General features: G+C 49.2%; 15 protein-coding genes and 2 pseudogenes. 7 read left to right on the top strand and 10 right to left on the bottom strand.

Annotated elements, in window-relative coordinates:
- Positions 1–9 precede the first annotated feature (9 nt).
- On the bottom strand, positions 10–750 hold the full coding sequence (locus IQ268_RS08070) for an SDR family oxidoreductase (RefSeq protein ID WP_193877286.1): 741 nt from the start codon (positions 748–750) through the stop codon (positions 10–12).
- Positions 751–963: 213 nt separating this feature from the next.
- Here IQ268_RS08070 and IQ268_RS33330 point away from each other — a divergent pair.
- The 7 genes and pseudogenes from IQ268_RS33330 (at position 964) to IQ268_RS08105 (ending at position 6,111) form a co-directional block, all read left to right on the top strand.
- Positions 964–1,935, top strand: a pseudogene (locus tag IQ268_RS33330) (AraC family transcriptional regulator).
- A 203-nt stretch (positions 1,936–2,138) separates the two neighbouring features.
- Positions 2,139–2,282, top strand: a pseudogene (locus IQ268_RS33335) (Atu4866 domain-containing protein); the annotation flags it as partial.
- A complete protein-coding gene (locus IQ268_RS32160) occupies positions 2,263–2,409 on the top strand; it encodes a hypothetical protein (RefSeq protein WP_228035190.1) in 147 nt (48 codons plus the stop codon). The pseudogene IQ268_RS33335 and the gene IQ268_RS32160, both read left to right, overlap by 20 nt.
- Before the next feature lie 191 nt (positions 2,410–2,600).
- A complete protein-coding gene (locus IQ268_RS08090) occupies positions 2,601–3,128 on the top strand; it encodes a TetR/AcrR family transcriptional regulator (protein ID WP_228035191.1) in 528 nt (175 codons plus the stop codon).
- A 101-nt stretch (positions 3,129–3,229) separates the two neighbouring features.
- Positions 3,230–4,141, top strand: coding sequence for an SDR family oxidoreductase (locus IQ268_RS08095; RefSeq protein WP_193877290.1), 912 nt, complete (start codon positions 3,230–3,232; stop codon positions 4,139–4,141).
- Positions 4,142–4,191: 50 nt separating this feature from the next.
- Positions 4,192–5,499 carry an MFS transporter gene (locus tag IQ268_RS08100; protein ID WP_193877292.1) on the top strand — a complete coding sequence of 436 codons (1,308 nt, stop codon included), beginning with the start codon at positions 4,192–4,194 and terminating at the stop codon, positions 5,497–5,499.
- 303 nt (positions 5,500–5,802) lie between these two features.
- Complete coding sequence (locus IQ268_RS08105) at positions 5,803–6,111, top strand: hypothetical protein (RefSeq protein ID WP_193877294.1); 309 nt, start codon at positions 5,803–5,805, stop codon at positions 6,109–6,111.
- 276 nt (positions 6,112–6,387) lie between these two features.
- Here IQ268_RS08105 and IQ268_RS08110 read toward each other — a convergent pair whose 3' ends face one another.
- The 9 genes from IQ268_RS08110 to IQ268_RS08150 form a co-directional block, all read right to left on the bottom strand.
- Entirely contained in the window at positions 6,388–7,140 is a 753-nt protein-coding gene (locus IQ268_RS08110; RefSeq protein ID WP_193877296.1) for a thioesterase II family protein, read from the bottom strand.
- Positions 7,137–8,495 carry a tyrosinase family protein gene (locus tag IQ268_RS08115; RefSeq protein WP_193877298.1) on the bottom strand — a complete coding sequence of 453 codons (1,359 nt, stop codon included), beginning with the start codon at positions 8,493–8,495 and terminating at the stop codon, positions 7,137–7,139. Before IQ268_RS08115 ends, IQ268_RS08110 begins: the two co-directional genes overlap by 4 nt.
- Positions 8,495–9,058: a siderophore biosynthesis protein gene (locus IQ268_RS08120; RefSeq protein WP_193877300.1), complete on the bottom strand. Its 564-nt coding sequence runs from the start codon at positions 9,056–9,058 to the stop codon at positions 8,495–8,497. The genes IQ268_RS08115 and IQ268_RS08120 overlap by 1 nt, the downstream gene beginning before the upstream one ends.
- Positions 9,058–9,516: a hypothetical protein gene (locus IQ268_RS08125; protein WP_193877302.1), complete on the bottom strand. Its 459-nt coding sequence runs from the start codon at positions 9,514–9,516 to the stop codon at positions 9,058–9,060. Before IQ268_RS08125 ends, IQ268_RS08120 begins: the two co-directional genes overlap by 1 nt.
- Positions 9,446–9,724, bottom strand: coding sequence for an MbtH family protein (locus IQ268_RS08130; RefSeq protein ID WP_193877304.1), 279 nt, complete (start codon positions 9,722–9,724; stop codon positions 9,446–9,448). The genes IQ268_RS08125 and IQ268_RS08130 overlap by 71 nt, the downstream gene beginning before the upstream one ends.
- A gap of 34 nt (positions 9,725–9,758) precedes the next feature.
- Positions 9,759–10,109, bottom strand: a complete 351-nt coding sequence (locus IQ268_RS08135) for an MbtH domain protein (RefSeq protein WP_193877306.1) — start codon at positions 10,107–10,109, stop codon at positions 9,759–9,761.
- A 41-nt stretch (positions 10,110–10,150) separates the two neighbouring features.
- Entirely contained in the window at positions 10,151–10,459 is a 309-nt protein-coding gene (locus IQ268_RS08140) for a hypothetical protein (protein ID WP_193877308.1), read from the bottom strand.
- Positions 10,460–10,488: 29 nt separating this feature from the next.
- On the bottom strand, positions 10,489–11,898 hold the full coding sequence (locus IQ268_RS08145; RefSeq protein ID WP_193877310.1) for an aspartate aminotransferase family protein: 1,410 nt from the start codon (positions 11,896–11,898) through the stop codon (positions 10,489–10,491).
- Positions 11,899–12,038: 140 nt separating this feature from the next.
- Positions 12,039–12,797 carry a trans-aconitate 2-methyltransferase gene (locus IQ268_RS08150; RefSeq protein ID WP_193877312.1) on the bottom strand — a complete coding sequence of 253 codons (759 nt, stop codon included), beginning with the start codon at positions 12,795–12,797 and terminating at the stop codon, positions 12,039–12,041.
- Positions 12,798–12,829 lie beyond the last annotated feature (32 nt).

The following is a 12,829-nucleotide window of genomic DNA, read 5'->3' on the forward strand; positions in this document are numbered from 1 at the left end:
GATCCGAACTTAACCACTCTGTCCGATCGGTCGAACAATGATTTCGTTGACATCCACATCATCTGGCTGCTCAATGGCAAAGGCAATGGCACGGGCGATCGCCTCTGCTGGGAGGATCGTCTCGCGGAATCCCTCAACCCACTGTGCTGCTTCGGCATCGGTGATCGTGCTAGCGAGTTCAGACTGAGTTGCCCCAGGCGAAATGTTTGTGACCCGGATATCGGACGATTCCTGCCGCAATCCCTCAGAGAGTGCTCGAACCGCAAACTTGGTCGCGCAATACACGGCTGCCGCCGGGTACACAACATGTCCGGCAGTTGAGGATAGATTCACAAACTGTCCTGATTGTTGCTGCTTGAAAATAGGCAGGGCAGCAGCAATGCCATGCAGGACACCGCGAATGTTTACATCAATCATCCGGTTCCACTCGTCAATCTTGAACGCTTCTAGCTTCGAGAGCGGCATCAAGCCTGCATTGTTGACTACTACATCAAGGCGACCAAACTTATCCTGAGCAAACTTGACAGAGGCTTGCATATCTTCAAGATTGGTTACGTCCAGGGCACAATATTCTGCCACGCCGCCTTTGTCGCGAATGTCAGAGGCGATCGCTGCAAGACGATCGGTGCGCCGTGCTCCCAACACCACTCGTAACCCCTTTTGAGCCAGTAATCTGGCTGTGGCTTCACCAATGCCGCTACTTGCACCCGTGATTAGTACGACTTTCTGAGTGTTTTCCTGAGTCATCATGAGTATTCCTATTTATCTCGCGTCACAGGTTGATCGTAGGCTGGGTCAACTATTGTCGAAATACACAAACCTTGCAGATGATTGCCTGATCCTCTCAAACAAGGGTTGTATTCTAGATAGGTGGGTCGTTCACCGTTGAAATATGACTCCAGCAAGATGTGCGTCAGAGAACAACCTCCCTATTGTGAAATGTGGCATCCATCAGAAACTCGCATGACAGCCAAGACACTCGATCACAGAACCACAACCAGCATTTCTTCTGATGAAGAGATTTTGTCAGCGCAGCAGTCTGTGGCGATCGCCAAATGTGCAGAGTTAGCGGCATTAGTTGGTCAGCATACGGATGGTGGGGGAGAAGGTTATCATCCAACCGCGATCGATCCCTTAGTCTTCGTGCGACAGAGCGATCCCTGTATCATCGTTCAGGAAGTCAGTGAACCTCTGTTCGCCATTGTGGTGCAGGGGCAAAAAAAAGTATCACTGAATGAGGAAACCTTTCAATATGGTGTTGCTCAGTATTTAGTTCTTTCGGTGGATATGCCGCTGAGTGCCTGTATGGTATAAGCGACCCCTGAGCAACCCTATCTTGGCTTGAAGCTGAATCTAGACCCAATTCAACTCTGTGAGATTATTGCTCAAACGGATTTGAGTCTCACTCAAAAAGAAAACCCAGTTAGAGGCTGGTGTGTCAGCGATGCTGCTCCGCCCTTGATCGATTGCGTCATCCGGTTAACAAAGCTGTTAGATACACCACAAGATATTCCCTTTCTGGCACCGTTGATCATTCGTGAAATCTATTACCGTTTGCTCACAGACCAACAAGGTGAAGCGATTCGTCAGATTGCGATCGCTGGCAGTAATATGCAGCGCATTGCTGAAGTAATCCAACAGATAAAAGTTGATTTTACAAAGCCGCTGCGGATTGAGGAATTGGCTGAACAGGCGAATATGTCGGCTGCATCATTCCATCGTCACTTCAAAGCTGTCACCTCAATGAGTCCACTGCAATATCAGAAGCAATTGAGACTGTTAACCGCCCGACAGATGATGTTAGCTGAGGCGATCGATGCCACGCAAGCAGCCTATCGGGTTGGGTATGAGAGTACGTCGCAATTCAGCCGCGAATATTCGCGCATGTTTGGTGCACCACCCATTCGAGATATGGAACGGCTACGGGTATCCTGAATGCCGTGCATCTTTTAAGAGGATCAGGCAACGATCTGCAAAGTTTGTGTATTCAAACTCCTGATTCTTACTTATAGGATGAAACTATTCGAGTGCAACAGTCTCTAACTGCGGTTCGGCGATCAGCTCTTGCCTCTGCAATTAGATGTTACCGATTCCGCAGGCTTCGCAGCCCTCAAGGCTGCACATGATCATTTTGGACATATCAAGGGCGCTATGAAATAACAGGAAATCGCATTAATTACTGGGACGATACTGGATTTACCACCGATGGCGAGTTTCGTGACGACGTACTTTATCACGGCGGCTATATTTTTACCGAGAAAGATGAGCTCAGAGTTACTTGATCAAGTCATCAACCCAACCAGCGCTCGTCTGTCTAGCCCAATCGTGCCAACCGTGCGCGGCATTTGGGCAGATGGCGATATGGTCATTGTTCTATGGAATGGCGAGGCGATCGCCACAGATGGATAACCTTACCGGAACACCTACACCTGGTATTTCCGGATGCAGGACGGCAAAGCAGTCGAAGCGATCGCCTTTCTGGATATGCAAACGTTCACCGACCTGTGGACGAGGATTCCTATTTAATTGACTATCTAGTCACTCATTGTTATGCTGTGAGCATGGCTAGACCCAAAAGCGAAGATAAGCGGAATGCGATTATGGAGGCAGCAACACGCGTGATTGCTTCACAGGGGTTAAGTGCGTCAACCGCGTTAATCGCTAAAGAGGCGGGTATTGCAAATGGCTCACTGTTCACTTATTTCGAGACCAAGGCTGATTTGTTCAACCAACTTTATCTCGAACTAAAAACCGAAATGACCGCAGCCGCTATGAAAGACCTTCCGAAGAGTGGCGATCTCCGCAAACAGGTTTTTCACGCCTGGTCGAACTGGATCGATTGGGCTGTGTCCAATCCCCACAAGCGCTACGCCTTGAGACAACTGAATGTTTCAGATGGCATTACGCCTGCGACGCGCAACGCAGCGGACAAGGTTGCTGTTGACTTCAACGATTTAATCAAACGCATCCGTGCCCATGGCTCTTTGCAAACCGCGCCAATAAGCTTTGTTGGTGCGCTTCTAAACGGGTTGGCTGAAGCGACAATCGTCACGATGATCAATGACCCTGACAATGCTAAAAAGCATTGCAAAACTGGCTTCGAGACATTCTGGCGTGCGATCGGCTAATTTTTTTGGCTTATAATGATTGACTAGGCAGTCATTTATCAATAGCAAGATAACGACCACACGATTGAGTGCCAAATTCAATTCTTTAAAGGGCAAAACGCATGACTAACTGGACAACTGCAAATATTCCTTCTCAAAAAAGTCGGACGGCTGTTGTTACCGGCACCGGGGGGCTCGGATTCGAAAATGCGCTGGCATTAGCACGGGCTGGAGGCGATGTTATCATTGCGGGTCGTGATTCTCAAAAAGGCGCAGAGGCAGTCGCAAAAATTCGTAACGAAGTGCCATCAGCGACCGTTCGTTTTGAACAAATTGATCTCGCCAATCTTCAGTCCGTTACGGACTTTGCCAGACGACTCCGCAGCCAGCAAGACAGCCTTGATCTGCTGATTAACAATGCGGGTGTAATGACGCCTCCGAAGCGACTAGAAACCACTGATGGCTTTGAGTTGCAATTCGGTGTCAACTATCTTGGTCACTTTGCCCTTACGGCGCAACTGATGCCGTTGCTGTGCAAAGGGAAAAATGCGCGCGTTGTTACGCTATCAAGCATCGCTGCACGGAACGGCACTATCAACTTTGATGATTTGCAGGCAAAACACAGTTACAACCCGATGGCTGCATATAGCCAATCGAAGATCGCCTGTCTGATGTTTGCTTTTGAACTGCAACGGCGCAGCGAAGCTGGCCAATGGGGCATTGCCAGCTTGGCAGCACATCCCGGTATCGCGCGCACGGCTCTTCTATATAACTCGCCTGGCGGATGGAGTGCCCGCATTGTCTTGCGATCTCTCTTATGGTTCCTCTTCCAACCGGTACCGCAGGGCGCACTCCCTACGCTTTTTGCGGCGACCTCACCTGATGCAAAGGCTGGTGCTTATTACGGACCACATAAGCTGAGCGAAACGCGCGGTTTTCCGGCTTTGTCAAAGGTACCTCCGCAGGCTACAGACACCGATGTGGCAGCACGACTTTGGGAGGTATCTGAAAAGCTGATCCAAATCAACTTTTGAAAAACTGACCAAAACCAACTTTGGCTATCCAAGGGAGATAAATACTTAGCATGACAGGAAATACTGCACCATCAAATTCCCAGTTGGAAGAGATCGACATTGAATATATGCAAGGATGGCGACAAGCCGCTCTCCTTTTTGCACTTTTCCTGATCAATGCACTTGCTCAGATCGACAGAATTTTGCCGTTTATCCTGTTCGAGTCGATCAAAGCGGATCTTTCACTGACTGATACCCAAGTCAGCTTGATCATCGGGGTCCCCTTCGCAGCCTGCTTTACACTCTTCTTGTTGCCGCTTGCCCGTGCTTCGGATCGCGGATCGCCTCGTTTTATTCTCACTTCGTGTATCTTGTGTTGCAGCGTGATGACAGCGCTTGGCGGTTTGTCCGCGAGTTTGGTGTTTTTGGTTCTGACGCGGTTTGGTGTCGCGTTTGGTGTGGCTGGCTGCACTCCTTCAGGACATAAACTGATTGCGCGCAAAATCAACCCAGGACGTCGCGGTCTAGCGTTAGGCATTTTCTCCATGGGCATTCCGCTCGGCGCCATGGTCGGATTTGCGGTTGGCGGCGCGATCGGCGATACGTTAGGCTGGCGTGTCGCCCTATTTGGTGCCGGAGCCATGGGAGGGTTGCTCACCCTGTTAGCTACGTTCGTTGTAGAACCGACCCCGCCGCTTAAGCCAATGGCAGGCAATGTCGAACCATTTTTGCAATCGAGCCTGAAGTTGCTTTCGTCTCCGACATTCCGTTGGCTATTCATCACTGCCACTGCCATCGGTTTTGCCACAGTCCCTTTCTACATCTTTTGCGCGCCTTTCCTTATTCGTACCCATGGCTTCACCGCCACCGAAGCCGGACTGGTGATTGGTTCTTTGCAGGGACTGATGGGAATCGTCGGATCGCTCTTGGGCGGACGCGGATTAGACCGCGCGGTTCGCTCCGGGACAAAGAGATTGCTTCTGCCTCCTGCCGTTCTCTTCCTGATTACCACTGTGACGACAACGGCGGCGTTGTTCGTGCCGACCGGATGGATGTCCGTTCTCTTGTTGGTACCAGGCATGCTTTCCTTCGCATTTATCTTGCCATGGGTTTTTGGTACTGCACACCTTGTGGCAGGTAAGGGTAAGGAGGCGATGGCATCCAGTCTTGGCCTGATAGGTTCCTCTCTTCTGGGTCCAGCCCTCGGGCCTCTGTTTGTTGGCATGATTAGCGATGCAGCTACAGCGGCACAGATGCCAAATGGGCTTAGATTTGGGCTGCTGATTGTTCCGATCGCATGTTCCCTGTCTGGTATCACATGTCTGATTGCAAACCAGCGCATCGCTGCATTGCTTAAACCTGTCCGAAATATAAGGTAGAAAAAGAGGTCGTGTTGCAAAAATAGTAAGGTGAAGAAGCTCAATTTTCTCTAGCTTTGCTCTAAATGACTGCGAATTCTCTATTCAAATGGCACCACTTTCTTCCTGACATCATCTTGTTGAACGTGCGCTGGTACTGCCGCTGTGCCTTGAGCTAACCGGGCTCTCGAAGAAAGGAGACATTATTTTAAGTGTGGGCAGTCAACATACCTTGAGAGCTTGGATTGAGTATGGGTTTAAGCAAGTAAAGAATGAATTGGGATGGCATGATTATCGCTTAAGTGCTTACAAGAGTATTGAGCGGTGGTGGGAATAATTTTTAGTGCCTATGTGGTGGTGAGTTTACATGCAGATGAATTTACAGCAGTTCTCAATCGAGTCAGCCACAGTCTCGCCAAGATGGGTGTGGATTGTAGGATTTGGGGTGTGGTGAATGCAAATGAAAATGGCTGTAAGCAGCACCAGCAGATTGCGGATGAGAGGGGCACACCATCCACAACGCAGTCTTTGCCGTTTAGTCAACATCGATATTGGGAGATGGGCATCACCTGGAAGAGCGCGTTGAACAATTTGCGATTACTGCTGCAACCCTATTGGTGTTGGGGATGGTAGGAAAACTGGCTACATGTATTTCCGATTGCTGAATTGAAACGAGCATTACATCCGTTGATGGACAAGATGGATACTTTTCGTATCCTTCCAATAACCCATGTTGAAGGCAGCTTGACTTCGCTTAGTGTCGCTTCCCGTAGTAACAGAAGAGGGATTAGCACTTGCGGAAAGCAAGGAAAGGGGGCGGTTTGAGTGGCAATCAACACCTTTAAAGCATCCTCTTAAATTGGTGTTATGTCCTAACTAACCCTTTAATTGCTGTAATAGCTAAAAGCTTTAGATAGACTGAAGTTCACAACCGATGAATTGTAGAAGCAGGGTTTGCTCAGTATGTACAAAAAAATGATCACCAGGAAACAGATGCATAGAGAAAGGGGCGGTTGTATGTTCGCGCCATGCTTCTAAGTTGTCTACGCTAACCTCTGGGTCGTGAAGTCCGCCTAGTGCCGTAATGGGGCACTTCAAAGAATCACTGGGAGTATAATGATATGTTTCAAGGGCTTTGAAATCAGCACGCAGAATGGGCAACAGCAACTGCATCAGTTCTTCATTGTCTAAGACGGCGGCTGGAGTGCCATTGAAGCGGCGCAACGTCTCTCGCAACTCCAGGTCTGACAATGAGTGAATTAGCGGATTAGGATCGGGGATGTGGGGAGCACGACGACCCGACACGAAAAGATGAAGCAGTTGACAGTGCGGGTCGTGACGCAGGAAGCGAGCCAATTCAAAACTGAGCAGTGCTCCCATGCTATGTCCAAAGCAAACGAACGGTTTGTCAAGATAAGGACGCAAAGATGTGGCGATCGCCCGCACTAACTCATCCAGGTGAGGAATGGCAGGCTCTCTCATGCACATCCCCCGTCCTGGTAGCTCAATCGGACAAACTTCAATATTATTGGGTAGGCTAAATGCCCATGGGCGATACGCTAGTGCGCTACCTCCAGCATAGGGAAGGCAAAACAACCGCAACTTAGCGTTGGGGTTAGGGTTTGGCACCGTCACGCAGGGGTTGGGGGTCGCGGTAGTCATTGGTCTGCTGCTAAACGAGTGGTGTCGTAATTGTAACCAAGGGATCGGAAATCTAAAACGTCGGCTGGAGTGATGACCTGATCTGTGGCGATCGCTGATAGCCAGGCCAAAAGATTGCCAGGCCCCAGATTGCCAGGTTTCGATACTCCTCCATCCCACGGAAACATAGGATCGCTGAGATTGTGACCGAATGGATTGCCCCGTACTGGGAAGAAAGTCTGCCCGGTATGTCCTTGATCTTGCCATTCTGCCCAGAGGCGATCGACATTCGCATGAAGTAACCAAAAAATCGGATCGTAGGGCGAACAGGGAATACTGTCCATTGTTCCTAGCGCACGAAGTTCTTTTGGGACTCCATTTTTAGAATGGGCGGTGTCAACCTCGGCACCTCCAATCAGCGTGTGGATATAGGCGTGAAGGCTCCAGTCTTCCACGAATCTACCCCGATCATTTAGTTTCTCTGCGCCTTCCAACAGCGCGTTGAATGCTTCATAGTGATCAATACTAAATAGTTTTTCGGTGTCGGCTTTGGGAAGCGGATATTGATTAAACGGTGGAACAGCAACAAACCGAATGAGGCGATCGCCCAATGGCTTCCCCGTATACATCTCAAAGTGAAGCGCTTCGTTGAGTGTCCAATCGGCTAATGCACCTGTCACCACTGGACCGCCTTCAAATGTACCTAAACCCGGCACTTCAATCACAACACCTTGACCATTGGAACCTAAAAAATTGTCTTGTAAAATGACATCAAGAGCTTTGGGGTCAGTCCAGTCCCAGTAGGGAACCGTTACTACGGGGTCAATGGTCTGAAGCGTTCGTTCAAACTCTCGCAAAAACTGACGATGCCACGGAAGGAAAGCGGCTCGTCCGTGGGCTGGATTCACCTTCTGAGGACCGCTTGTTTCCAAGCCATGACCAAACCCCATCGTGAGTACATGCTGCAAAACAAATTGTTCATAAATACTGAGATTGCTTCCTTCCGGAATCGTCTTGTGCAGTGTGTTAACGGCATTCACAAATGCGGCTTTTTCCGATGCCGTCAGGTCTACGACACGTTTGCGAACCAATTCTGGTACCGTTGATTGAACGTGTGGATAAACCGGAGTAGGCTCAGGCTGCTGTAGCAAAGAAGGACTGAGGTATTGACCTGCGACAGGAACTACCTTGATGATGACGGCGATCGCCACTGCCAATAGCACAAATGACGTTCGCGGGAATTTCTTAAAGGTGGATTTACAGCAGTTCTTAATCGAGTAAGCCACAGTCTCGCCAAGATGGGTGTGGGGTGTAGGGTTTAAGGCGTGGTGAATGCAAATGAAAATGGCTGTAAGGCGATTAACGATGCCGTTCATCAATGAGAATGGTGAAAAGGACAACTCTTTTGTTTGGGTGCAATGAGTGTTTGGCGCTGTTGGCTGAACTTGTCGAGAACTTGTACGGCAGTTTCGTTTCCACAGCGCAAACTACCCACGTCATCACCACCAAACTTCTGGCAAACTGCCCTATGGGACGATGCCAGTTGAGAATAAGCGTCGATAAACCGCTTATGTTGTGGATCGAGTGCCGCCGGTAATGTTGTAAAGATGGGCTGAAGTCGTTTCCAAAGCTGAATCAGGGATGCGTGTTCCCAAGACATGAGGCCACTAAAACTATCTGACCTCACGTAGGGAGGCATCATAGATGGGCGTACTTGCTGTTCATAGGCTTGTTTACTAAAACTACCCGCTAATTCCATTGCAGATCCCGATGCCAACATCAGGTCTGCGGCTGTTTCTAGCTCAAGCTTGGCATTGGATATACTGCCTGCAAGTATGCTTTCTTCAAAGCGACGCAGGCAAATCATTAAGCCCTGAATGTCGATAAAGAAAGACCAGTGAAAGCCTTTCCAAATTTGATAGGAGTCCAGATTTGCCATTACGCTTTCTCCAAATGGATGTCAAATACTCTTGCTAACAGACGAGCATAGCTGGCAAAGCCGCGCCTTTGATAGTTCACTTGAGTCTGGTCAAAGTCCCCTTGTTGAACTAGAGCGAGGAATGTGCGGCAGGTCAGCAACAGGCTCATGACCAGACACAGGAGCGGTTCTTGCGCGTGGATATGTGTGACACCGAAGTACTGGTCAAAGTCCTCTATTTCCCAGGGTTTAAGGGGTGTTTTGGTTGATGTACCCTCGACGGATGTGACTTCGCCAATATCCAGTGCTGATACGGCTTGGTCGAGGGTGGCAATCGCCTCATCGGTTGGTTGTTCGAGCGATCGCAGTAATTGACTGAGTGCTTGACTAAGTTGAACCTGGTGTTCATCACTCAGCGACACCTGGGTGGGTAGCTCCCAGGGAGCCAGCAGATAGAGATGATGGGGAAGAGGGGACATGTTTTGAGTCCATCTGTTGGCGTAGGCTAAGGGGGCGCATATCTGTCCAAACGGATTTGATGTAGTCTAAACAGTCCTGTTTCGATCCGCTTTTTCCGGCATCTCGCCATCCGAGGGGATTGTCGCGATGGGCGAGCCAAATTGAATATTGTTCTTCGTGATTAACCACGACTTTGTACAGGGTGGTATCGTCCGAATCATGAGTCATGACTATTCTCCAGATATCATTAATTGAGTTGAGATCAAGAAGCCGCCGTTGCCTGAGCTACTTCCGCAATTGGTTCCAGGTGTCCAGTACCCGCTAACGTTTCCAGATCAATATCCGCTATGCATCGAACTCGTACGTAATTGAGGGTGAGTTCTCCGACAAGATGAACAGAGCCAACTGGGCGATCGCCATTGATTTGACTCCAATCACAGGCATGATGATCCAGCCGCACGCCGAGTTCTGTGCCGCCTTGCGTTTGGGTAAAGCGAACATGGACATTTCCCCGTTCAAGACAGGCTTTGAAGGCTGAGACTGTTTTTTGGGGACGTAATTCCACTTCGACCGGATGATTTCCTTGAGATAACCGTTGCACCAGTTCATTCATGATAAGGTTTCCGTCACTAATAGTGAATGATCAAACGTATGTTATGAGTTGGGTGTAGCCGCTTCATACACCGGAACTTCAAAGCCTAGAAGGGTGTGGCAAAAAGCTTTCCACTCTGGTGTGATCTGATCAAAAATGATGTTTTCGTCTTTGAAAATACCATCAGTCACGACGTAGTTTTCCTGAAGGTAGAGAAAGTCTTCGTCGGTGAGCGATCGCTTCACGTCCACCCGATTTCCATCTACGTCTTGCTGCTCAAGACGGGCATTTTCGGTTTTTTCATGCCACTGGCTAAACTCACGAAACTGCTTAACCGAATAAGCTTTGCAGTATTTCCCCATTTCTGCCATTACATTCCTCCTTAACTGTTTTCTGAGGCTTATTTTTTAGCAGGTAAAAAGCCACCGTACCGTAGTTCTCGAATACTGTCTTTGACGGCTTCGAGAATTGTAGAAAGGTCTTCATCAGTGTGAGCCGTTGATAGAAAACCACCATTGCCCCGCAGTAAAATACCGCGATCGCGCAAGTGATACGAGAGCAAACTCATGCCAATGGCGGCAGCATTGGCAGTGGGAGCAGGGCGATCGCCTACTGTTACACCGCCTCCCGGTGTTCCAAACATGGAGCCGCTACTGACCATCTGAATGGGCACTCCTTCTGTAGCCAGTTCAGTATTTAACTGATCAACAAAGTGAGCCATGCGCTGATTGAGCCGTTCCTGGAGTTCTGGTCCTTGCTGCTTGAGATGCTCCAGCATGGCCTTAGCGGCTGCCATAGCCAGAGGATGTTTACAGTGAGTTCCCGCAAAGAAAGTGGTTTCAACGTGGGGAGCTGAAGCATCACCATATTGCCACATCCCACCATCTAATTTATCCAGGTACGCCGCTTTGCCCGCAATAATGCCAATTGGAAGCCCACCTCCGACAATCTTGCCATAGGTTGCCAAATCGGCTTCCACGCCAAACCATGCCTGAGCGCCTCCCTGGTGAATCCGGAAGCCTGTCACCATTTCATCAAAGATCAGCGCAATGTTGGCAGTAGCCGTTAATTGTCTGAGCTGATGCAAGAACTGACGTGGCTGCAACTCAAGACGACTGCTTTGAATGGGTTCTACTAAAACAGCCGCCAGTTCATGTGCATGGTCATTGATGATATCTAAAGCGTGTGGACTGCCATACTCTAGCACCAGCACATCTTCAATGAACTTCGGCAAAATACCGGGGGCGATCGCCGCTGCAAAGGGATAGCCTTTTGCACTTTCTACGTTTACTAACGTACCATCAAAGTGACCATGATAAGAACCTGCAAACACAGCAATTTTAGGACGTTCTGTCACGGCTCGAGCAACACGAATGGCGGTCATTACCGCTTCCGTACCCGTATTGCTAATGGCGACTCGCTCCATGCCTGTGAGTTCATGAATTAACGCGGCTACTTCCCCCGCTAATTCTGCCTGGGGACCAAGTTGAATCCCCTTTTCCAGTTGTTCTTGTAATGCTGCTCGAATACAGGGAGGATTGTGCCCTAATAAGTTCACTCCAAATCCCATCATCACATCAATGTACTCATTCCCATCCACATCCCAGATTCGGGAACCCGACGACCGTTCTCCGACAATGGGATAGCATAGTTCCTTCAGTGGCGGAAAGAAACCTAACGTATTGCGGGGGTCGGCAAGGACTGAACGATACGTTTGGGCAATTTGTTTTGATGTTTTAGTTCGAGTGGTATATCGCTCAACGAAGGCAGCTAGATGTTGTTGCTGGGTAACAGGGGCAGATTGGGTCATGGGTTGTTTTATGTCTGTAATACAGCGAATTCCATTTGTGGAAGGGGGGCGGGGGGTATCCACCGATACGGGACACCGCTCCATGCACCCCTACCTTATTTGAGTGAGAAATGCTACTAAGATTTGTGCAATAAATGCCGCTACTTGCGGCTCAAGAAGTAGACCATTTGGTGATTATCGGGAGTCATTAAATGACCCCTTTGGTCATACACCTGAACGTCTCGAAATCCTGTTGCTTCTAAAGCCGCCTGAACATCAGTCCAGGCGTAGTCCTTGGCATAGTAGGTTAAATCTGACCGCTGCCAGGACTGATCAACTTGATAAAAGATGGTGATTTTAAAAGAACCAATTCCATTGATTGAATCGTAACTTTCGCCCACTGCCCAGGCGTACTCATCCTGGACTTCACCGCCGGTTAAAGGATGATTGCGATAATCTCCCTGGAGGCGCAAATCAAATAGAAAGATGCCATCTTGATGCAGGGTCGCATATACATTTTTGAAAACTTGTTTGAGTTCAGCCAGACTCAGAATGTGATTGAGTGAAGCACTCACGGAAAAAGCGGCATCAACCGGAGTGAGTCGTTGGAAATGCCGTGCATCCGCCAGAATAAATTGCGCATTGGGAGCATTGTGCCGTGCGTAGTGCAACATCTCTTCAGAGCCATCTAACCCCGTCATTCCATAGCCTTTGCCGCTCAACTGTTGTGTGATTTGCCCAGTGCCGCAACAAAGGTCTAGAATCTGTGCTCCTGCCTTTAACTGGGGGAGAAGTAACTGCTCCAGGATGGGAAGTTTATCGTGACAGTACCGGGGGCCAAGCGACTGATTGTACAGCCATGCCCACGGATCGTAGGCAGTAAATCGCTGTTCAGATTGGGTGGGCGTATCTATGGACATGATTACTTCTCCTTGCGGCTAAACGAAATGGA

The organism is Oculatella sp. LEGE 06141, from assembly GCF_015207605.1.
In the GTDB taxonomy this organism is placed as follows: Bacteria; Cyanobacteriota; Cyanobacteriia; order Elainellales; family Elainellaceae; genus Oculatella.

Coding starts and splice junctions, on each gene's coding strand:
- IQ268_RS08145 (WP_193877310.1), bottom strand. CDS start 11,898: ATGACCCAATCTGCCCCTGTTACCCAGCAACAACATCTAGCTGCCTTC.
- IQ268_RS32160 (WP_228035190.1), top strand. CDS start 2,263: ATGAGCTCAGAGTTACTTGATCAAGTCATCAACCCAACCAGCGCTCGT.
- IQ268_RS08095 (WP_193877290.1), top strand. CDS start 3,230: ATGACTAACTGGACAACTGCAAATATTCCTTCTCAAAAAAGTCGGACG.
- IQ268_RS08135 (WP_193877306.1), bottom strand. CDS start 10,109: ATGAATGAACTGGTGCAACGGTTATCTCAAGGAAATCATCCGGTCGAA.
- IQ268_RS08100 (WP_193877292.1), top strand. CDS start 4,192: ATGACAGGAAATACTGCACCATCAAATTCCCAGTTGGAAGAGATCGAC.
- IQ268_RS08115 (WP_193877298.1), bottom strand. CDS start 8,495: ATGAACGGCATCGTTAATCGCCTTACAGCCATTTTCATTTGCATTCAC.
- IQ268_RS08110 (WP_193877296.1), bottom strand. CDS start 7,140: ATGACTACCGCGACCCCCAACCCCTGCGTGACGGTGCCAAACCCTAAC.
- IQ268_RS08120 (WP_193877300.1), bottom strand. CDS start 9,058: ATGGCAAATCTGGACTCCTATCAAATTTGGAAAGGCTTTCACTGGTCT.
- IQ268_RS08150 (WP_193877312.1), bottom strand. CDS start 12,797: ATGTCCATAGATACGCCCACCCAATCTGAACAGCGATTTACTGCCTAC.
- IQ268_RS08070 (WP_193877286.1), bottom strand. CDS start 750: ATGATGACTCAGGAAAACACTCAGAAAGTCGTACTAATCACGGGTGCA.
- IQ268_RS08090 (WP_228035191.1), top strand. CDS start 2,601: ATGGAGGCAGCAACACGCGTGATTGCTTCACAGGGGTTAAGTGCGTCA.
- IQ268_RS08125 (WP_193877302.1), bottom strand. CDS start 9,516: ATGTCCCCTCTTCCCCATCATCTCTATCTGCTGGCTCCCTGGGAGCTA.
- IQ268_RS08130 (WP_193877304.1), bottom strand. CDS start 9,724: ATGACTCATGATTCGGACGATACCACCCTGTACAAAGTCGTGGTTAAT.
- IQ268_RS08140 (WP_193877308.1), bottom strand. CDS start 10,459: ATGGCAGAAATGGGGAAATACTGCAAAGCTTATTCGGTTAAGCAGTTT.